This window comes from Pseudomonas sp. PSB18 (assembly GCF_014596565.1).
Classification (GTDB): Bacteria; Pseudomonadota; Gammaproteobacteria; order Pseudomonadales; family Pseudomonadaceae; genus Aquipseudomonas.
On sequence record NZ_NOIN01000002.1, the window covers coordinates 275,415 to 292,826 of the forward strand.

Below are 17,412 nucleotides of genomic sequence, written 5' to 3' on the forward strand. Positions count from 1 at the left end.
CGAATCAGCTTTGGCAACGCGGACACCAGACACTCGCACGCTGTCCCAGGCGAATTTCCCGCAAGCCCGTGCCGCAGACCTTACACAACTCCCCACCCCGGCCGTACACGAACAGTTCCTGCTGGAAGTACCCAGGCTGGCCATCGCCCCCAATGAAATCCCGCAGCGTGGTACCGCCGCGTTCGATGGCATGGGTAAGGATGCGTTTGATCTCGACGGCCAGTTTCAGGTACCGGGCCCGGGAAATGCCTCCAGCGGCCCGCCGCGGGTCGATACCGGCGGCAAACAGCGCTTCGGTCGCATAGATATTGCCCACACCCACCACCACCGCGTTATCCATGATGAACGGCTTGACCGCCATGGAACGCCCACGGGAGAGCTGGAACAGGCGCTCACCGTCAAACAGATCGGTCAATGGCTCCGGTCCGAGGCGAACCAGCAATTCATGGTTGAGCGGGTCTAGGCTCCAGAGCATCGCACCAAAGCGTCGCGGGTCGGTGTAGCGCAAGGCCAGACCAGACTCCAGCTCGATGTCCACATGCTCGTGCCTGGCGGCAGGCATGCCCACCTCCACCAGCCGCAGGTTGCCGGACATGCCCAAGTGGCTGATCAAGGTACCGACCTCGGCATTGATCAGCAGGTACTTGGCTCGCCGCTCCACCTGCACGATGCGCTGGCCCGAGAGCCGCACATCGAGGTCTTCCGGAATCGGCCAGCGCAGACGACGGTCGCGCACGATTACGCGGCTGACCCGTTGTCCTTCAAGATGTGGCGCGATTCCGCGGCGGGTGGTTTCGACTTCCGGCAGTTCTGGCATGAGGCTCTCGAGTCAGGCGAGCTGGGCACTCAACGAGTGGCGAGGTCGCGGATTTCCTGTTTCTGGGTCTGGAAGTCGTATTCCGACAAGCCGATGTAATCGAGCACCAGGGCACCGACGCAATCCCATTCATGGTCTTCGGCCTGATTGCCCAGCACCCGGTGGGACGCACAGATGTTCTCGGACATCTTCAGGATCGCCAGCAGGTTTTTCAGCGGGCTATTGTTGCGCGAAGACTCGTCGCTGAAGATCGCCAGGGCGTTGTGGTGATTGGCGATGGCCTGGCTGACATGATCCGGCAGGCGCCAGGATTTGGAGGTGTAGTAACCGACGACGGCGTGGTTGGTATTGAACACGCGGTTTTCCGTGTCCACCACCCGGCACTCGGCGCTCGCGCTGGCGTAAGCCTCCTCCAGCACGCCCATGTAGTTGGGAAACTGCTTGAGCATCAGCGGCACGCCGCAATCGTGGAACAACCCCAGGGCATAGGCTTCGTCGCCATTCTCCAGGCCGACCCGCTTGGCCAGGGTCAGGCAGGTCATTGCCACGTCCTGGGCCGTATCCCAGAAGCGGTTCAAGGTGACGATGGCGTCGTCGTGCAACTCTCCCTTGATCGACTGCGCGTTGATCAGGTTGATGATCGAACGGCTGCCCAACAGGTTCACCGCGCGCTGGATCGAGGTGATCTTGTTGCGCAGGCCGTAATACGGCGAGTTGACGATTTTCAGCAAGGCCCCCGAAAGCCCCGGATCCTGTGAGATCAGCTTGGCGATGGTCTCCAGGTCCGGATCAGGCATGTACTGTTCCATCTGCAGATCCACCATGATCTGCGGCTGGGGCGGCACGCTGATGCCTTGCAGGGACTGTTGGATCTGTTCGGTGGAAAGCTCGTTGGACATGGGCACACACTCTGGGACAGGCAAGGATTCTAACCCTGAAAGACGGATCCGACACACCGCTTGGGTAGATCGGCGCAACTTTCATGGAGACTCAGGCCTGAGTCGGCAGCGACTCCATTGAGCTTGAACTGTTTTTCGTGCCGGCCATCCGGTTGCCACATATCGACCTCCGGGCCCGCCGGTCCCCCCAACACGGTATACTCCCGCTCTTTTTTTCGGAGCGACGTCATGTCCCTGCCCAGCCTGCGCCTCAAAGCCAACGCCGACCGTCGCCTGCGTGCCGGCCACCTATGGGTCTACAGTAACGAAATCGACGTGGCCGCCACCCCGCTGCACGGTTTCAAGGCCGGCGACCAGGCGATCCTCGAAGCCGCCGGCGGCAAGCCGCTGGGCATCGTCGCGATGAGCCCCAACAACCTGATCTGCGCCCGCCTGCTGTCCCGCGACGCGAAGCTGCCGCTGGACAAGTCCCTGCTGGTGCATCGCCTCAACGTCGCGTTGTCCTTGCGTGAGCGGCTGTTCGACAAGCCGTTCTATCGCCTGGTCTATGGCGACTCCGACCTGTTGCCGGGCCTGGTGGTCGACCGTTTCGGCGACATTCTGGTGGTGCAGATCGCCTCCGCCACCATGGAAGCCCACAAGGAAGACGTGATTGCGGCCCTGACCCAGGTGCTCAAGCCCAGCGGCATTCTGTTCAAGAACGACTCCGCCGCCCGCGACGCCGAAGGCCTGGAGCGCTACGTCGACACGGTGTTCGGCCTGGTGCCGGAATGGGTCGCCCTGGAAGAGAACGGTGTGAAATTCGAAGCGCCGGTCATGGAAGGCCAGAAGACCGGCTGGTTCTACGACCATCGCATGAACCGCGCACGCCTGGCTCCCTACGCCAAGGGCAAGCGCGTCCTGGACCTGTTCAGTTACATCGGCGGCTGGGGCGTACAAGCCGCGGCATTCGGCGCCAGCGAAGTCTTCTGCGTCGACGCCTCGGCCTTCGCCCTCGACGGTGTCGAACGCAACGCGGCGCTGAACGGCTTTGCCGAGAAACTGACCTGCATCGAAGGCGACGTGTTCGAAGCCCTGAAGGAACTCAAGGCCAGTGAAGAGCGTTTCGACGTGATCGTGGCCGACCCACCGGCCTTCATCAAGCGCAAGAAAGACCTCAAGAATGGTGAGGGTGCGTATCGTCGCCTCAATGAACAAGCCATGCGCCTGCTCACCAAGGACGGCATCCTGGTCAGCGCTTCGTGCTCGATGCACTTGCCTGAAGACGACCTGCAGAACATTCTGCTGACCAGTGCCCGTCACCTGGACCGCAACATTCAATTGCTTGAACGCGGCGGTCAGGGCCCGGACCATCCGGTTCACCCAGCCATCCCGGAAACCCGCTACATCAAGAGCATCACCTCCCGGCTGTTGCCCAACAGCTAAAGGATCAGAGTCTCGGCCCTGCGTCTTGCGCATCGGTATCCAGCCAACACCCCAATCGCAGCTTCGGCTGCGATTGTTTTTTGTGTACGAAAAGTTACCTCCCATTGAAGCTAATACGACCACTTACAATTTTTGTAAGAACGATCTCACATTATTACTGGAGCCGTCCTACTCATTCTCCTCTTGCCAAGCACTCATTAAAAACTATGATTGAACGGTCACTGCGCAAGTGACAACTATTAAAAGCACAACACTTATTCAACGCAAAGGAGCTGCATCATGAAAGCAATCAATCTGGAAGCTGACAAAATCGCAAACCTGGCAGGCCTGATTGTTCCAAAGAGCCACTAAGCCAGTAAACGCTTGAAATAAACGATGGGCTGAGGAGTGCCGGCGCCTCAGCCCCATCCGGACGTTTTTCCCCAGCGGAATCCATTTGCATGCACATAAATCCGTGCCTTTTCGTTCTTGCGCGCCCGCCGCACCAAATTGTATGGAACTACGAGCGCCATACCCAATTCGAACTCGACCTTCATTATTCGACACGACTGGCGCAACTTATCGCCAATCCGCTGCAATTCGACATTAACAACGCTATCGACGCCGATTTCCTGAAGGCAGACATACTTATCGAAGAGCCGAGAAGACCCATTGAGTGGCATTGGGATGAGTTGTCCAGGATATTCCACATCGGTACAAAAAATATTCCTTGTGCACAAGTTCCCAGGGATGTGAATGAATGGGCGAAAGCGTATCTGCAACATTGCAATGAAGTGCTGTCTTCACCGGCACCTCCCGCCCGGACAAGAACGTATCCCGCCGACCGGATCGTCCTGGCTCCCTGCACGTTGGTCGACATGCCGAACGCTTCGCTGTCCCAGACCCTGGTCGGTCGAAGCACATCCCGCTCATTCAGCGAACAAACCATCTCGATCGAACAGGTCGGCATCCTCTTGTACCTGACCCTGGGCTACCTGAACGAACGCCTGGGCGTCCAGGACACTTCCAGGCCCGATGCGCTGGGGGTAAGACGCAGCAGCCCCTCGGGGGGCGGTCTGAACGCCTGCGAAGGTTACCTGTATGTACGCAACGTGACGGGCCTGGCACCCGGCATCTACGCCTATCATCCGGACGCACATGCCCTGAGCCCGATCCGATCCCTGCCCGATGAGCCCCTGGGGAACCTGTTGTGCGGTCAGCACTTCATCAATCCCCTGCCGTTCGGGCTGTTTCTCACGTCACGCTTCGACAAACTCTGGTGGAAATACCCGCACTCTCGCGCCTACCGAATGGCCTTCGTCGAAACCGGTCATGTTTCCCAGACTTTCCTGACCGTTGCGACTGCATTGGGCCTCGATACCTGGCTGACCGGCGCATTGGCCGACCGTGAAGTCGAACACCTGCTTGGCCTTGAAGGCGCTTGCGAGCAACCGTTGTTTTTTGTCGGCTGCGGTCATGGCGATGGACAGGTGCACTGCAAGGAGCTGATGGCGTTGATCGATCGACAGGAAGTCGTGTCATGACCGGCTCAGCCTCCAGCCGGGCGCCTCGGTACACGTTGGGCGACTGGGATAACAAGGCGGCCGTGCGCACGGGTAAAGGCGACTATCGTCTGCCGGAGAACCTGGAACAACAGCTCCGTAGTCGAGACTGGTTTCCGTCAACCTTCATTCCCTATATCGAACATCCGTTGATCCAGGAGGCGGGCCGCTCCATCGCCCAGCGCCTGGCGGCCAACCATCTGGTGCATTTCCTCGACTACACCACGCTGCTCGAACACCGGGTCGTCAATCGCGCCGTGGAAACCATCGTCCATGGCGAGCTGGCCTTGCCGATCCCCCAGCCGATGAAAACCGCGGCCCTGCAGCTCTATACCGACGAGGGCTATCACGCACTGTTTTCCAACGACGTGGCCGAGCAGATCGCGGCCCTCTATGGGATCAGTGATCGGCCGCCACCCAGGCGTATCCAGCGCCTGCTGGGCATGATCGATACCGTCGCCCCCGCGGATCGGCCTCTGGCGTGGTTTCTGCTGGGGTTCGTATCCGAGACGATCATCGCCAAGGAGTTGCTGGCCATCACCCGCGACTCCCTGGTGTGCACCGTCTACCGGATGCTCAGGAGCCATCTCGAGGACGAGGCACGCCACAGTCGCTACTTCAGCGAAGTGTTCCAGTACCTATGGGGCGCCCTGGATCCCACGCAACGCGACCTGGCCGCGCGCATGCTGCTGCAGATCATCGGCCTCTATTTCGAACCGGACCTGCCCTGGCTGAAGCGCAGCCTCGCCAGCGTCGGCTTCAGCGGGCGGTCGGCTCTCCAGATCGTTGCCGATCTCCTGCAACCGGACGCCCATGGCCGACGAGTACGCTCGGGAGCGGTGTCGACCTTCGCGGCCATGCGCAAGGCAGGCTTCTTCGACAACCAACACCACCAGCGGCTTTTCGCCCAGGCAGGGTTTATCGATGGGTGAACCCAAAAGCTTTCCGGGCCGCAAACCCGCCACCGTAGGCCTATTGCTGACGATGACCTTGCTCGGCGTGTTCCCGATCGACGTCGTGCTGCCCTCGTTCCCGGCACTGTCCGAACATTTCGGACGTTCCTCGCCCGACATTGCCCTGTCGGTCAGTCTGTTCGCGATAGGTATCGCCCTTTCGCAACTGCTGGTCGGCCCGCTCTCCGACACCATGGGGCGAAAGAACCTGCTGTTGATCGGGATCTCCGTTTCAGCCGTCGGGGCCACGGGCTGCGTACTCACCGACGACTACGGAGCATTCCTGTTCTTCCGCGTCGTCCAGGCGTTGGGATGCGGTTGTTTCGTGCTGTCCCAGGCGTTGATCCAGGACCTGTTCAGCGGCCAGGAGCAGCAGCGGCTGCGCATCTTCCTGGTCACCTGCGGCGGTATTTTCATTTCCGTTTCGCCCCTGGCCGGAACCGGACTGCAGCACTGGATGGGGTGGCGCGGCAGCTTCCTGGTGTTCATTGCCCTGGCAGCCAGCGTATTCGTGAGCGCCTGGCTTCTATTGTGCCGCTCCACGCCGAGCAGCCAGGCCAGGCTGGGCTTCATCGGCGCCTATCGAAAGGTATGCGGCGATTTCAGCTTCATGGCCTACTGGCTGACCTCGGCGCTGGCTTTTTCCTGCCACTTCTCCTTCATCGTCATTTCGCCGCTGGTATTCATCGACCAACTACAGCTCTCGCCCGAGGCTTTTTCCCTGGCACTGCTGGGCTACGGACTGGCCTACATCGGCGGCGGCGCACTGGCGACGGTGCTGAGCAACCGGATCGCTCCGGAGACGCAGATCATCACCGGCCTGAGCCTGATCCTGCTGGCGGGCGTCTTGATGTTCGGGCTTTCCAGCCATTTCGGGTTGTCGGTCACCACCGTATTGCTGCCCATGATCGTCTGTACCGCCGGAACCACCACCGCCCGTGCGGCGGCACACACCCGGGCCATGAACCTGTTTCCTGAGCAAGCCGGTACGTCCGCTTCGGCTGGCAGCGTGCTGATCTTCATCGTCGGTGGGCTGACCAGTGCCGCGATCAGCCTTACCCCGCTTGCCCTGCAAACCACCCTGGCGTTGTGCCTGGTGCTGCTCAGTCTCCTGGGATTGGCGCTCAATGGCCTGATCCGGCATCGTCACCCACGGCTTTTGATCGGTTGAGCACCACCGACCGTCATCCGAGCGCGACATTGGCATCCGATCAGCGCTTTGCGTCATTTCATCCTGGCGCCAGCGGTGTAGAATCGCGACATTCATCGCCATTCATCCCCCGGCGGGTTTATGAGCTCATGCTGAGGCGCGCAGCGATCCTGCACAGTCATCGGCCACTTCCGGACACCCGGCCAACCCCGAGTGCTCCAGACGTCAATAGAAGCTCACTTTCCCCTTGATATCTGATTAGCCGCCCGGAGTGTTCCATGCCCGATTACCGCTCGAAAACATCCACCCACGGCCGCAACATGGCCGGCGCCCGCGCACTGTGGCGCGCCACGGGGATGAAGGATGACGACTTCAAGAAGCCGATCATCGCCGTTGCCAACTCCTTCACCCAATTCGTACCCGGTCACGTTCACCTCAAGGACCTGGGCCAACTGGTTGCCCGCGAGATCGAGCGCGCAGGCGGTGTTGCCAAGGAATTCAACACCATCGCCGTGGATGACGGCATCGCCATGGGCCACGACGGCATGCTTTATTCGCTGCCGAGCCGGGAAATCATCGCCGACTCCGTCGAATACATGGTCAACGCCCACTGCGCCGACGCCATCGTGTGCATTTCCAACTGCGACAAGATCACCCCCGGCATGCTCATGGCAGCCCTGCGCCTCAACATCCCGGTGATCTTCGTGTCCGGCGGCCCGATGGAGGCCGGCAAGACTAAGCTCGCCAGCCACGGCCTGGACCTGGTGGATGCCATGGTCATCGCTGCCGACTCCAGCGCCTCCGACGAGAAGGTCGCCGAGTACGAGCGCAGCGCTTGTCCGACCTGCGGTTCGTGCTCCGGCATGTTCACCGCCAACTCGATGAACTGCCTGACCGAAGCCCTGGGCCTGGCCCTGCCGGGCAACGGCTCGACCCTGGCCACCCACAGTGATCGCGAACAGCTGTTCCTGCAGGCCGGCCGGACCATCGTCGAACTGTGCAAGCGCTACTACGGCGAGAACGACGAGTCGGTGTTGCCACGCAACATCGCCAACTTCAAGGCGTTCGAAAACGCCATGACCCTGGACATCGCCATGGGCGGTTCCACCAATACCATCCTGCACCTGCTGGCCGCCGCCCAGGAAGCCGAGATCGATTTCGACCTGCGCGACATTGACCGCCTGTCCCGGAACGTGCCACAGCTGTGCAAGGTTGCGCCGAACATCCAGAAGTACCACATGGAAGATGTGCATCGCGCCGGCGGGATCATCAGCATCCTCGGCTCCCTGGCCCGTGGCGGCCTGTTGCACACCGACCTGCCGACCGTACACAGCAAGACCATGGCCGACGCCATCGCCAAATGGGACATCACCCAGACCACCGACGAAGCCGTGCACCACTTCTTCAAGGCCGGTCCGGCGGGCATTCCGACGCAAACCGCGTTCAGCCAGTCGACTCGCTGGGAAACCCTGGACGACGACCGTGAAAATGGCTGCATCCGCAGCGTCGAACATGCCTACTCCAAGGAGGGCGGCCTGGCCGTGCTCTACGGCAACATCGCCCTGGACGGCTGCGTGGTGAAAACCGCGGGCGTCGACGAGTCGATCCACGTGTTCGAAGGAAACGCCAAGATCTTCGAAAGCCAGGACAGCGCCGTGCGCGGGATCCTTGCCGACGAAGTAAAGGCCGGCGATATCGTGATCATCCGCTACGAAGGTCCGAAAGGTGGCCCGGGCATGCAGGAAATGCTCTACCCCACCTCCTACCTCAAGTCCAAGGGCCTGGGCAAAGCTTGCGCCCTGCTGACCGACGGCCGTTTCTCCGGCGGCACCTCGGGCCTGTCCATCGGCCACGCTTCGCCTGAAGCGGCCGCTGGCGGCGCCATCGGCCTGGTGCGCGACGGTGACAAAGTGCTGATCGACATTCCGAACCGCTCGATCAACCTGTTGATCAGCGACGAAGAACTGGCCGCGCGCCGCGTCGAACAGGACAAGAAAGGTTGGAAGCCGGTAGAAGTGCGTCCACGTAAAGTGACCACCGCACTCAAGGCCTATGCCCTGCTCGCCACCAGCGCCGACAAGGGCGCGGTGCGTAACAAGGCGATGCTGGACGGTCTGTAAGCGTTTAGCGCCGCAATAAAAAGCCCCGCAAATGCGGGGCTTTTTATTGCCTGATATCCCGTGGCAAATGGTGATCAACTGTGAGAGCGAGCCTGCTCGCGATAGCGGTGGATCAGCTGCATCGATGTGCCTGACACACCGTTATCGCGAGCAGGCTCGCTCCCACAGGAGTTACTGGGTTTACTGAATGTCCTCAGGCTTCACGATCACCCAGTTCTTGTCCGCCGTAACCGGCAACCCTTCCTTGGCCTGGGCGGCAGCGTGCTTGGCCATCATGCCGTTGATCTGGGTCATGTACTTGTCCTTGCGGTTGACCCACAGGTGGATACCGCCCTTGGCCACGTCCACATCGTGGAACAGCATGTAGCCGTCACTGCTCGGCGTATCACCCCCTACCAGGACCGGTTTCTTCCACTCATCGATGTACGTCAGGATCGCCGCATGCTTGCCGGCCATCCAGGTGGCCGGGGTCCACAGGTAAGGCGTGTATTCCAGGTCCAGGTTGGCCTTCTCGTCATACTTGCCGGCAGTGATCTGCTTGCGAGCGGTGGTCAGCTCGCCAGTCTTGCGATCCTTGAGCAGCGTGGTCACGCCGATGACGTTTTGCGGCTTGAGGTTGTAGCCGTATTTCGGATCGGCGGCGACCATGCGCACCAGCTCTTCCGACGCCGCGGTCATGACATAGACCTCGATGCCGTTTTCCATCAGCTTGTTGTACAGCTCGGCCTGGCCAGTGAAGACTTTCGGTGGGTTGACGTTGTAGTTGACCACCTTGTCGCCGTCGTAATACGTGGTCGGTACAGGTTTGCCAGACGCCATCAGCTCGTCGACGTAGCCCTTGAGTTCCTTGAGGGTGAAGCCGGAGAACACCTGGGCCACCCATGGGTAGCAGACCATGTCGTCCACTTCGCAAAGGCGGTAGTAGTAACTGAACAGGCTTTCCTTGTGATCGGCAGTGTCCTTGAATGGAATCAACTTCAGGGAGGGATCCAGGCTTTCCCGGGTGATGAGGCCCTTGTTCTCCATGAACGGCAGCAACGACTCTTCAAGGTCGTAACGGTAACTGGTGTTGTCCATGTCGAACACCGCGAAGTTACCCTTGTTGGCGTTGGCCGCGATCATTGCCTCCAGCGCCTTGGCCTGTTCCGCCGGCCAGTGCTTGAGTTCGGTGGCAAGTGCCTGGCCGGCGAGACCAAGGCTCAAGGCAACAGCGAGAAAACGAGGTACGAGCTTCATCGGCATTTCTCCCAGGTTCAAAGAACCCGACGCTAACAAATGCTTGTGACAGTCCTCGCCTGTCCACGACCGCTTGCGTCTCGATAACGCCAGCGACGTATCTGCAAACGCCACGTCCTTATTCCATAAACGACATTCAACATGCTTTTTTAGTATTAATTCATTAGTTTTCAGGCTGTTAGGCTTTCCTGCTCGCAGTCGCAGCTTCAGGCGACTGGCAAGTCTTAACGGAGCTTTTTTGATGAATCTGCCGCTGTTCCTCAATCTGCTGGTGTTCCTCGCCCTGCTGTTCGGCCTGGCACAAACCCGTCACCGCAACTGGAGCCTGGCGAAGAAAGTGCTGCTGGCACTGGTGCTGGGCGTGGGATTCGGAATTGCCCTGCACACGATCCATGGCGCCGGCAGCCCGGTGCTCAAAGCCTCCATCGGCTGGTTCGACCTAGTGGGCAACGGTTACGTGCAGTTGCTGCAGATGATCGTGATTCCGCTGGTCTTCGCCTCGATTCTCAGCGCCGTGGCCCGGCTGCATAACGCTTCGTCCCTGGGCAAGATCAGCTTCCTGACCATCGGCACGCTGCTGTTCACGACCGCCATCGCGGCCCTGATTGGTATTGGCTTGACCAATCTGTTCGGCCTCACGGCCGAAGGCCTTGTGGCCGGTACTCAGGAACTGGCGCGCCTGCAAGTGATCCAGAGCGATTACGCCGGCAAGGTCGCTGATCTGAATATCCCGCAGTTGCTGCTCTCGTTCATTCCACAGAACCCCTTCGCCGACCTGGCCCGGGCCAAGCCAACCTCGATCATCAGCGTGGTGATCTTTGCGGCATTCCTCGGTGTCGCGGCGCTGCAACTGCTCAAGGATGACGTCGAGAAAGGTCAGAAAGTGATCAACGCCATCGACACCCTGCAAAGCTGGGTCACGCGTCTGGTGCGCCTGGTGATGAAGCTGACTCCGTATGGTGTGCTGGCGTTGATGACCAAAGTGGTGGCCGGCTCCAACCTGCAGGACATCATCAAGCTGGGCAGTTTCGTGGTGGTGTCCTACCTGGGGCTGGGCCTGATGTTCGTGGTCCACGGCCTGCTGGTGTCCGCCGCCGGGATCAACCCCCTGCGCTTCTTCCGCAAGATCTGGCCGGTGCTGACCTTTGCCTTCACCAGCCGCTCCAGCGCCGCGACCATCCCCCTGAGCATCGAAGCCCAGACCCGTCGCCTTGGCATTCCCCGAGCCATTGCCAGCTTCAGCGCGTCATTCGGAGCCACCATCGGCCAGAACGGTTGCGCCGGACTCTACCCTGCGATGCTCGCTGTGATGGTTGCGCCAACGGTGGGCATCAACCCGTTGGATCCGGTGTGGATCGCAACCCTGGTTGCCATCGTGACCTTGAGCTCGGCCGGTGTGGCTGGGGTCGGTGGTGGCGCGACGTTCGCCGCGTTGATCGTGTTGCCGGCCATGGGCTTGCCGGTTTCGCTGGTGGCGTTGCTGATTTCCGTCGAGCCTCTGATCGACATGGGCCGCACGGCGTTGAACGTCAGCGGCTCGATCACCGCCGGGGCGATTACCAGCCAGGTGATGCAGCAGACCGACAAGGCCTTGCTGGACGCGGAGGAGCAAGGCGAGCTGGTGCACGCTTGATGCTTGATAGCTGTGGGAGCAAAGCTGGCTCGCGATGACGGTTATGCGGTTTGACCAATAGACCGCATCGCCTGAATCGCGGGCAAGCCTTGCTCCCACAACCAGCGCGACACTTTGCTTGGAGCCTGAACTTTAAAGCTTCTCCCAAACCTCAAAACTGTACGCCGGCTTATCCCCCTCCGCCGGGTTCGGCTGGTTCGAAACCAGTTTCCACCGGCTCGCATCAAACTCCGGAAACCATGCATCCCCTTCCGGGTTCAGCGCCACACGGGTCAGGTACAGCCGATCCGCCTGATCCAGGGCCTGGGCATACAGCTGGGCACCGCCGATCAACATCAGCTCATCGACACCTTGCGCCAGCGCCCATGCCTCGGCCCGCTCCACCGCTGCCTCCAGCGAGGAAAAGACTTCCGCGCCCTCGAGCACCAGATCTGGCTGACGACTGACCACGATGTTCAAGCGCCCCGGCAGTGGTCGGCCGAGGGAGTCCCAGGTCTTGCGTCCCATGATGATCGGCTTGCCCAGGGTGGTGGCCTTGAAGTACTTGAAATCCCCCGGCAAGTGCCAGGGCATGCTGTTGTCGATGCCGATCACACGGTTTTCACCGAGGGCTGCGATCAGGCTTAAGGGGAGAGTTTTTTTCATGGTGCCGAGGATAGCAGAGGCTCAACGTACCCCGACAGGCGCTCCAGCGGTTATCCTCAACCCTCATTTGCGACGGAAGCGCCTGTGACTGCTCCCCAGACTGAACTGCAGAACCTCTGGCTGACCGAGACGGTACGCCTGCGTGAAGAGCACGCAGGTCCGCTCGAAGACCAGGAAGCCAATCGCCTGGCCCGTGCGGCGGGTGGCGATCTCTCGACTCGCATTCACCATCGTGCCCGCCGGTTGGCCGAGCGCGACGGTCTCACCGAAGCCCTGCGCCATTGGCTGCAAGGGGCACGTCTGGCGCTGATCGTACTGGCAGTCTTCGCCCTCCTCAGCGGCGCCGGCCTGGGGGTTGCCGCACTCGGCGACGGCCGGACGCCCGTCAACGTGTTCTGGGCCCTCGGCAGCCTGTTGGGGCTGAACCTGATCCTGCTCATCGGCTGGGCCCTGGGCCTGATATTCGCCGGGGACCAAGGCGCGACACTGGGGCGTCTGTGGCTGTGGCTCAGCGAAAAACTCGCCCGGGATGCCAAGGCTGCCCAACTGGCGCCGGCCTTGCTGCTCTTGCTGCAACGACACAAGCTCAATCGCTGGGCCCTCGGCATGCTGGTGAACGGCCTGTGGCTGCTGGCGATGCTCAGCGCGCTGGTCATCCTACTGCTGCTGATGGCGACCCGACGTTATGGCTTTGTCTGGGAAACCACCATTCTCGGGGGCGAAACCTTCGTCACCCTGACCCGCACTCTTGGTGCGTTGCCGGCGCTGTTGGGTTTCAGTGTCCCGACCGTCGAGATGATTCGCGCCAGCGGCGACGGTGCCCTGAACATCGAAAGCGCCCGCCAGGCCTGGGCTGCGTGGCTGGTGGGCGTGGTGCTGGTGTATGGCGTGCTGCCGCGCCTGGGCCTGGCACTGCTGTGCCTGTGGCGTTGGCGGCGCGGCCGCGCCTCCCTGCGCCTGGATTTGAACCTGCCGGGCTACGCGCAACTGCGCGAACACCTGATGCCCAGCAGTGAACGGCTGGGGGTCAATGATGCCGCGCCGGGACAATTGCATCAGATCGAGCGCTCTGACGGTACGCTGGACAGCGCGGGGGCGCTGCTGGTGGCGATCGAACTGGACGAGCGGCCGTGGCCGCCGAAGCTGCCGGACTCGGTGAACAACGCCGGCGTCCTCGACAGCCGCGAATCACGTCACAAACTCCTCGAACAGCTGTCGCGCTTTCCTCCGGCGCGCCTGGCGATTGCCTGCGACCCGCGACGCTCCCCTGACCGCGGTAGCCTGGCATTGATCGCCGAACTGGCCCGCAGCGCCAGTGCGACCCGCGTCTGGCTGTTGCAGGCGCCCCCGGGCGAGGCCCTGGATGCCGAGCGCCTGGGCGACTGGCACAACGCGCTGCAACAGTTGCAGTTGCCCTTCGCCGACTGTGCGCCCTTGAACTGGCTGGAGACCGGCCATGACTGAGCCCATGAAGCCGTTGAAACTGGCCGTGGTCGGACACACCAACGTCGGCAAGACCTCGCTGCTGCGCACCCTGACCCGCGACGTCGGCTTTGGCGAAGTGTCCCATCGCCCGAGCACCACCCGGCACGTCGAGGGTGCGCGCCTGTCGGTGGACGGCGAAGCGCTGCTGGAGCTGTACGACACGCCAGGCCTGGAGGATGCCATTGCCTTGCTCGATTACCTCGAGCGCCTGGAACGTCCCGGTGAACGCCTGGACGGCCCGGCGCGCCTGGCCCGTTTCCTGGAGGGCAGCGAGGCGCGACAACGTTTCGAGCAGGAAGCCAAGGTGCTGCGGCAACTGCTGGCCAGCGATGCCGGGCTCTACGTGATCGACGCCCGTGAGCCGGTGCTGGCGAAATACCGCGATGAACTGGAAGTCCTCGCCAGCTGCGGTAAACCGCTGCTGCCGGTGCTGAATTTCGTCAGCAGCGCCCACCACCGCGAACCCGATTGGCGCGAGGCTCTGGCCCGCCTGGGGCTGCACGCCCTGGTGCGATTCGACAGCGTCGCGCCGCCCGAAGATGGCGAGCGGCGCCTGTATGAAAGTCTTGCACTGTTGTTGGAAAACGCTCGCGGCCAACTGGAAAGGCTGATTGCCGATCAACAGGCCCAGCGCCTGGCTCGCCAGCAGAGCGCGGCGCGCTTGATCGCCGAGTTGCTGATCGACTGCGCCGCCTGCCGACGCAGCGTGACCAGCGACACCGAACTGGAGCGCCAAGCCATCACTGAGCTGCACAACGCGGTGCGCCAACGGGAACAGCGCTGCGTCGAGGCCCTGCTCAAGCTCTACGCCTTCCGTCCCCGGGACGCCGCGGCCAGTGACCTACCGCTGCTCGATGGACGCTGGGGCGATGACCTGTTCAACCCGGCCACCCTCAAGCAACTGGGCGTTCGGGTCGGCGGCGGTATCGCGGCCGGTGCCGCGGCCGGTGCCGGTGTGGATTTGCTGGTGGGCGGCCTGACCCTCGGCGCCGCCGCCCTGGCCGGCGCCATTGCCGGCGGCGCCCTGCAAACCGCCCGCGGCTATGGCAACCGGTTGATGGGCAAGTTCAAGGGCCAGCGGGAACTGACGGTGGACGACAGCGTGCTGCGCCTGCTGGCCCTGCGCCAACGACAACTGCTGCAAGCCCTGAACCAACGCGGCCATGCGGCACTGGACAGCATTCGGATCGACACGCCCCAAGACAAGAGCTGGCGCGAGGGCAAACTGCCCGAAGCCTTGAACAAGGCTCGGGCGTATCCGCAGTGGTCGTCGCTCAACGCCCATCCAAGGTTGAGCCAGGCCGAGCGGCAGGAGCAGATCGAGCAGCTTGCCGCGCAGTTATAGGCGACCCGGTCCCTGTGGCGAGGGGATGAATCCCCTCGCCACAAAAGAGGTTGTGTCAGGTGGAGATCAGCAGTTGATCAAAGCTTTGAGCGCCGCCGCAGCCTCAGCCAACTCCAACTCGCTGAACACCCGCACCCCGTGACGCTTGAGCAACGCTGCCGTCACGCCTTCGCCAGGGACCTTCACGCCGCCGAACGTCCCATCATACGTCAGCAGGTTGCCGCAGGACGGGCTGTTGGCCTTGAGCACGGCGATCCGGATAGCGTGTTCACGCACCAACTCCAGCGCCTGGTACGCACCCGACAGGAACTGCGCACTCACGTCCTCCCCATCGCAGGTCATCACTGCCGCCTGGCCATCGAGCACCTGCGTACCCTGCCCGCCGGGAATTTCCGCCGCAGCCCGAGGCGTGGGCAAACCCCCGGCGACTTCCGGGCACAGCGGCACGACACGGCCTTCATCGACCCAGCGCTGGAGTTGCTCGAAAGGCCCGCTCGCACCTGCGTCGTAACGCACGCGATGTCCAAGCAGGCAACGACTGACCAGGATCTTTTCCATGCTTAGAACAACTCGTTGCCACGACGTCGGAACCAGCCGGTCAAGGACAGGCGATCCCGCGTGGCCGGCAGGACTTCATGGGGGACGTTCCCCGACAGGAACACCACCAGGCAGCCGCCGGTGGGGACCACGTCATGCTCCGCCCCTTCATCCAGGTACATACGCAACTGGCCACCATGCTCCGGCAACCAGGCGTCATTGAGGTAGACCACCGCCGACACCATGCGCCGGTCATCATCGCGAAAGCGGTCGACGTGCTTGAGGTAGAACGCGCCGGGCGGGTACAGGGCAAAGTGGCTTTCAAAATCCTCCAGGCCCAGGAAGAGCCCACGGTTCAACGCCTCGCGCAGGCTGTCCATCAACCCCAGGTAACGGTCGCAGGCCTCGGCCTGGCCGGGCTCGATCCACTGGATGCGATCACCCCGTATGCCTTCGCGGATCTCCGAAGACAAGCCGCGCCCGACCGCAGCCGGGGCCAGTTCGCCTTCGACGGCACGCTGGCGGCACTCGGCCGCCAGGGCGCGGGTCAACGCATCCGGCAGGAAGATGTTCTGCTGCGACCAGCCGCGCTCGGCCAGGTCGTCGACGATACGTAATAGCAACGGGTGATCGGAAGGTATTTGCATGGCGCGCATAGTATGCCTGTACCCGCAAAATCGACAGCGCCACGCAGCGGGTTTGCAACGCCAGGTGGCACTGCCGTACGAACTTGATACGAATTCTCGACAAGTCCCCACACCCCACGGAGAATAGTCGGCTGCTGACAGGAGTCCCTATGCGCCGTTTGCTTTTCTCACTGTTGATGTTCTGCGTTTTGCCCGCCTGGGCAGACAGCTATGACCAGTTGTACAAGGTCGCCGGCTGGCCGGAACAGCGGGCGCATTTCAACGATGCCTTGAGCGCCGCGCAGCAGCGTTACCAGAACAGCCTGCCGCCGGCGGTGTTCCAGGCCCTGGTCAACAACAGCAATCAACGCTTCGCCCCCCAGGCCATGGATCAACGGGCCGAGGCGCAGATGCGCAGGAATCTTCGTGATCCAAACCCGGCCCTGGCATTTTTCCAGTCGCCGCTGGGACGCAAGGTCGTGGCCGCCGAGCTGTTGGCGACCCGTCGCGACCAATTGGCAAAGAACGCCAAGGGTCTGCCCAAGATGCAGGCCAGCGACAACCGCCTGCTGATCATCGGCCACCTGGCCCAGGCCCTGCCCGCCCGCGAGGCCGGCGCCGAAGTCAGCCTGGCCATCGCCGGGGTGGCGGCCGACAGCCTGAGCTCGATGATCCCCGGCCTGCTGGGCGGCGGCCAGGCCCAGGGCATGCTGAACGGCCAGCGCCAGCGGCTGATGGATCAGATCGGCGCCGACCTGAACAACACATTGCTGTACGTCTACCGTGACCTGACCGATACCGAGCTGGAGGAGTTCTCCACGTTTGCCGAATCGGCCGAGGGCCAGGCCTATTACCAGGCGGCCCTGGCGGCGATCCGGGCGGGGTTGGCGGTGGGGCAGACTCTCGGGCAGTAGACACTTCAGCGCCTGAGATTCCGCCATCGCGAGCAGGCTCGCTCCCACAGGGAATCGGGTGTGTACACGGCCCCGCCGAGATTCAT

At 62.2% G+C, this 17,412-nt stretch carries 15 protein-coding genes; 9 read left to right on the top strand and 6 right to left on the bottom strand.

Features of this window, described 5'->3' with window-relative positions; translation table 11 throughout:
* Nucleotides 1-4: 4 nt before the first annotated feature.
* Nucleotides 5-817 carry a bifunctional DNA-formamidopyrimidine glycosylase/DNA-(apurinic or apyrimidinic site) lyase gene (gene mutM, locus CGA22_RS05360; protein WP_041021450.1) on the bottom strand — a complete coding sequence of 271 codons (813 nt, stop codon included), beginning with the start codon at nt 815-817 and terminating at the stop codon, nt 5-7.
* Between the two features lie 29 nt (nt 818-846).
* On the bottom strand, nt 847-1,662 hold the full coding sequence (locus CGA22_RS05365) for an HDOD domain-containing protein (RefSeq protein WP_177329235.1): 816 nt from the start codon (nt 1,660-1,662) through the stop codon (nt 847-849).
* A 282-nt stretch (nt 1,663-1,944) separates the two neighbouring features.
* On the opposite strand from CGA22_RS05365, the gene CGA22_RS05370 reads away from it, so the two are divergent.
* The 5 genes from CGA22_RS05370 to ilvD all read left to right on the top strand — a co-directional run bounded on the left by CGA22_RS05370 (nt 1,945) and on the right by ilvD (nt 8,905).
* Nucleotides 1,945-3,141 (top strand): class I SAM-dependent rRNA methyltransferase, encoded by a 1,197-nt coding sequence (locus CGA22_RS05370; protein ID WP_041021452.1) that lies wholly within the window; start codon nt 1,945-1,947, stop codon nt 3,139-3,141.
* Between the two features lie 440 nt (nt 3,142-3,581).
* On the top strand, nt 3,582-4,664 hold the full coding sequence (locus CGA22_RS05375) for a SagB family peptide dehydrogenase (protein WP_041021453.1): 1,083 nt from the start codon (nt 3,582-3,584) through the stop codon (nt 4,662-4,664).
* Nucleotides 4,661-5,614, top strand: coding sequence for a diiron oxygenase (locus CGA22_RS05380; RefSeq protein ID WP_041021454.1), 954 nt, complete (start codon nt 4,661-4,663; stop codon nt 5,612-5,614). Before CGA22_RS05375 ends, CGA22_RS05380 begins: the two co-directional genes overlap by 4 nt.
* Nucleotides 5,607-6,806 carry an MFS transporter gene (locus CGA22_RS05385; protein ID WP_041021455.1) on the top strand — a complete coding sequence of 400 codons (1,200 nt, stop codon included), beginning with the start codon at nt 5,607-5,609 and terminating at the stop codon, nt 6,804-6,806. Before CGA22_RS05380 ends, CGA22_RS05385 begins: the two co-directional genes overlap by 8 nt.
* A gap of 257 nt (nt 6,807-7,063) precedes the next feature.
* Entirely contained in the window at nt 7,064-8,905 is a 1,842-nt protein-coding gene (gene ilvD / locus CGA22_RS05390) for a dihydroxy-acid dehydratase (RefSeq protein ID WP_041021456.1), read from the top strand.
* Nucleotides 8,906-9,085: 180 nt separating this feature from the next.
* Here ilvD and CGA22_RS05395 read toward each other — a convergent pair whose 3' ends face one another.
* A complete protein-coding gene (locus CGA22_RS05395; RefSeq protein ID WP_041021457.1) occupies nt 9,086-10,141 on the bottom strand; it encodes a phosphorylcholine phosphatase in 1,056 nt (351 codons plus the stop codon).
* Nucleotides 10,142-10,382: 241 nt separating this feature from the next.
* Between CGA22_RS05395 and CGA22_RS05400 the strand changes: the two genes are divergently transcribed.
* The gene (locus tag CGA22_RS05400) at nt 10,383-11,774 is read left to right on the top strand and encodes an L-cystine transporter (RefSeq protein WP_041021458.1); all 1,392 of its coding nucleotides are present in this window, start codon (nt 10,383-10,385) and stop codon (nt 11,772-11,774) included.
* A 132-nt stretch (nt 11,775-11,906) separates the two neighbouring features.
* Here CGA22_RS05400 and CGA22_RS05405 read toward each other — a convergent pair whose 3' ends face one another.
* The gene (locus tag CGA22_RS05405) at nt 11,907-12,419 is read right to left on the bottom strand and encodes a dihydrofolate reductase (protein WP_041021459.1); all 513 of its coding nucleotides are present in this window, start codon (nt 12,417-12,419) and stop codon (nt 11,907-11,909) included.
* 84 nt (nt 12,420-12,503) lie between these two features.
* Here CGA22_RS05405 and CGA22_RS05410 point away from each other — a divergent pair, with 84 nt between their 5' ends.
* Both CGA22_RS05410 and CGA22_RS05415 read left to right on the top strand, forming a co-directional pair.
* Nucleotides 12,504-13,883: a DUF2868 domain-containing protein gene (locus tag CGA22_RS05410; protein ID WP_041021460.1), complete on the top strand. Its 1,380-nt coding sequence runs from the start codon at nt 12,504-12,506 to the stop codon at nt 13,881-13,883.
* Nucleotides 13,876-15,249 carry a GTPase/DUF3482 domain-containing protein gene (locus CGA22_RS05415; RefSeq protein WP_041021461.1) on the top strand — a complete coding sequence of 458 codons (1,374 nt, stop codon included), beginning with the start codon at nt 13,876-13,878 and terminating at the stop codon, nt 15,247-15,249. The genes CGA22_RS05410 and CGA22_RS05415 overlap by 8 nt, the downstream gene beginning before the upstream one ends.
* 66 nt (nt 15,250-15,315) lie before the next feature.
* Here the strand turns inward: CGA22_RS05415 and CGA22_RS05420 are convergent, their stop codons facing one another.
* Both CGA22_RS05420 and CGA22_RS05425 read right to left on the bottom strand, forming a co-directional pair.
* Complete coding sequence (locus CGA22_RS05420) at nt 15,316-15,807, bottom strand: DUF523 domain-containing protein (protein ID WP_041021462.1); 492 nt, start codon at nt 15,805-15,807, stop codon at nt 15,316-15,318.
* A gap of 2 nt (nt 15,808-15,809) precedes the next feature.
* Complete coding sequence (locus tag CGA22_RS05425) at nt 15,810-16,442, bottom strand: 2OG-Fe(II) oxygenase (protein WP_041021463.1); 633 nt, start codon at nt 16,440-16,442, stop codon at nt 15,810-15,812.
* A 140-nt stretch (nt 16,443-16,582) separates the two neighbouring features.
* On the opposite strand from CGA22_RS05425, the gene CGA22_RS05430 reads away from it, so the two are divergent.
* A complete protein-coding gene (locus tag CGA22_RS05430) occupies nt 16,583-17,326 on the top strand; it encodes a DUF2059 domain-containing protein (protein ID WP_041021464.1) in 744 nt (247 codons plus the stop codon).
* Nucleotides 17,327-17,412: the final 86 nt, after the last annotated feature.

Bases quoted from the DNA above. Each gene is read 5' to 3' on its own strand.
- CGA22_RS05420 (WP_041021462.1), bottom strand. From the start codon at position 15,807: ATGGAAAAGATCCTGGTCAGTCGTTGCCTGCTTGGACATCGCGTGCGT.
- CGA22_RS05405 (WP_041021459.1), bottom strand. From the start codon at position 12,419: ATGAAAAAAACTCTCCCCTTAAGCCTGATCGCAGCCCTCGGTGAAAAC.
- CGA22_RS05395 (WP_041021457.1), bottom strand. From the start codon at position 10,141: ATGAAGCTCGTACCTCGTTTTCTCGCTGTTGCCTTGAGCCTTGGTCTC.
- mutM (WP_041021450.1), bottom strand. From the start codon at position 817: ATGCCAGAACTGCCGGAAGTCGAAACCACCCGCCGCGGAATCGCGCCA.
- ilvD (WP_041021456.1), top strand. From the start codon at position 7,064: ATGCCCGATTACCGCTCGAAAACATCCACCCACGGCCGCAACATGGCC.
- CGA22_RS05430 (WP_041021464.1), top strand. From the start codon at position 16,583: ATGCGCCGTTTGCTTTTCTCACTGTTGATGTTCTGCGTTTTGCCCGCC.
- CGA22_RS05415 (WP_041021461.1), top strand. From the start codon at position 13,876: ATGACTGAGCCCATGAAGCCGTTGAAACTGGCCGTGGTCGGACACACC.
- CGA22_RS05400 (WP_041021458.1), top strand. From the start codon at position 10,383: ATGAATCTGCCGCTGTTCCTCAATCTGCTGGTGTTCCTCGCCCTGCTG.
- CGA22_RS05370 (WP_041021452.1), top strand. From the start codon at position 1,945: ATGTCCCTGCCCAGCCTGCGCCTCAAAGCCAACGCCGACCGTCGCCTG.
- CGA22_RS05385 (WP_041021455.1), top strand. From the start codon at position 5,607: ATGGGTGAACCCAAAAGCTTTCCGGGCCGCAAACCCGCCACCGTAGGC.
- CGA22_RS05380 (WP_041021454.1), top strand. From the start codon at position 4,661: ATGACCGGCTCAGCCTCCAGCCGGGCGCCTCGGTACACGTTGGGCGAC.
- CGA22_RS05375 (WP_041021453.1), top strand. From the start codon at position 3,582: ATGCACATAAATCCGTGCCTTTTCGTTCTTGCGCGCCCGCCGCACCAA.
- CGA22_RS05425 (WP_041021463.1), bottom strand. From the start codon at position 16,442: ATGCGCGCCATGCAAATACCTTCCGATCACCCGTTGCTATTACGTATC.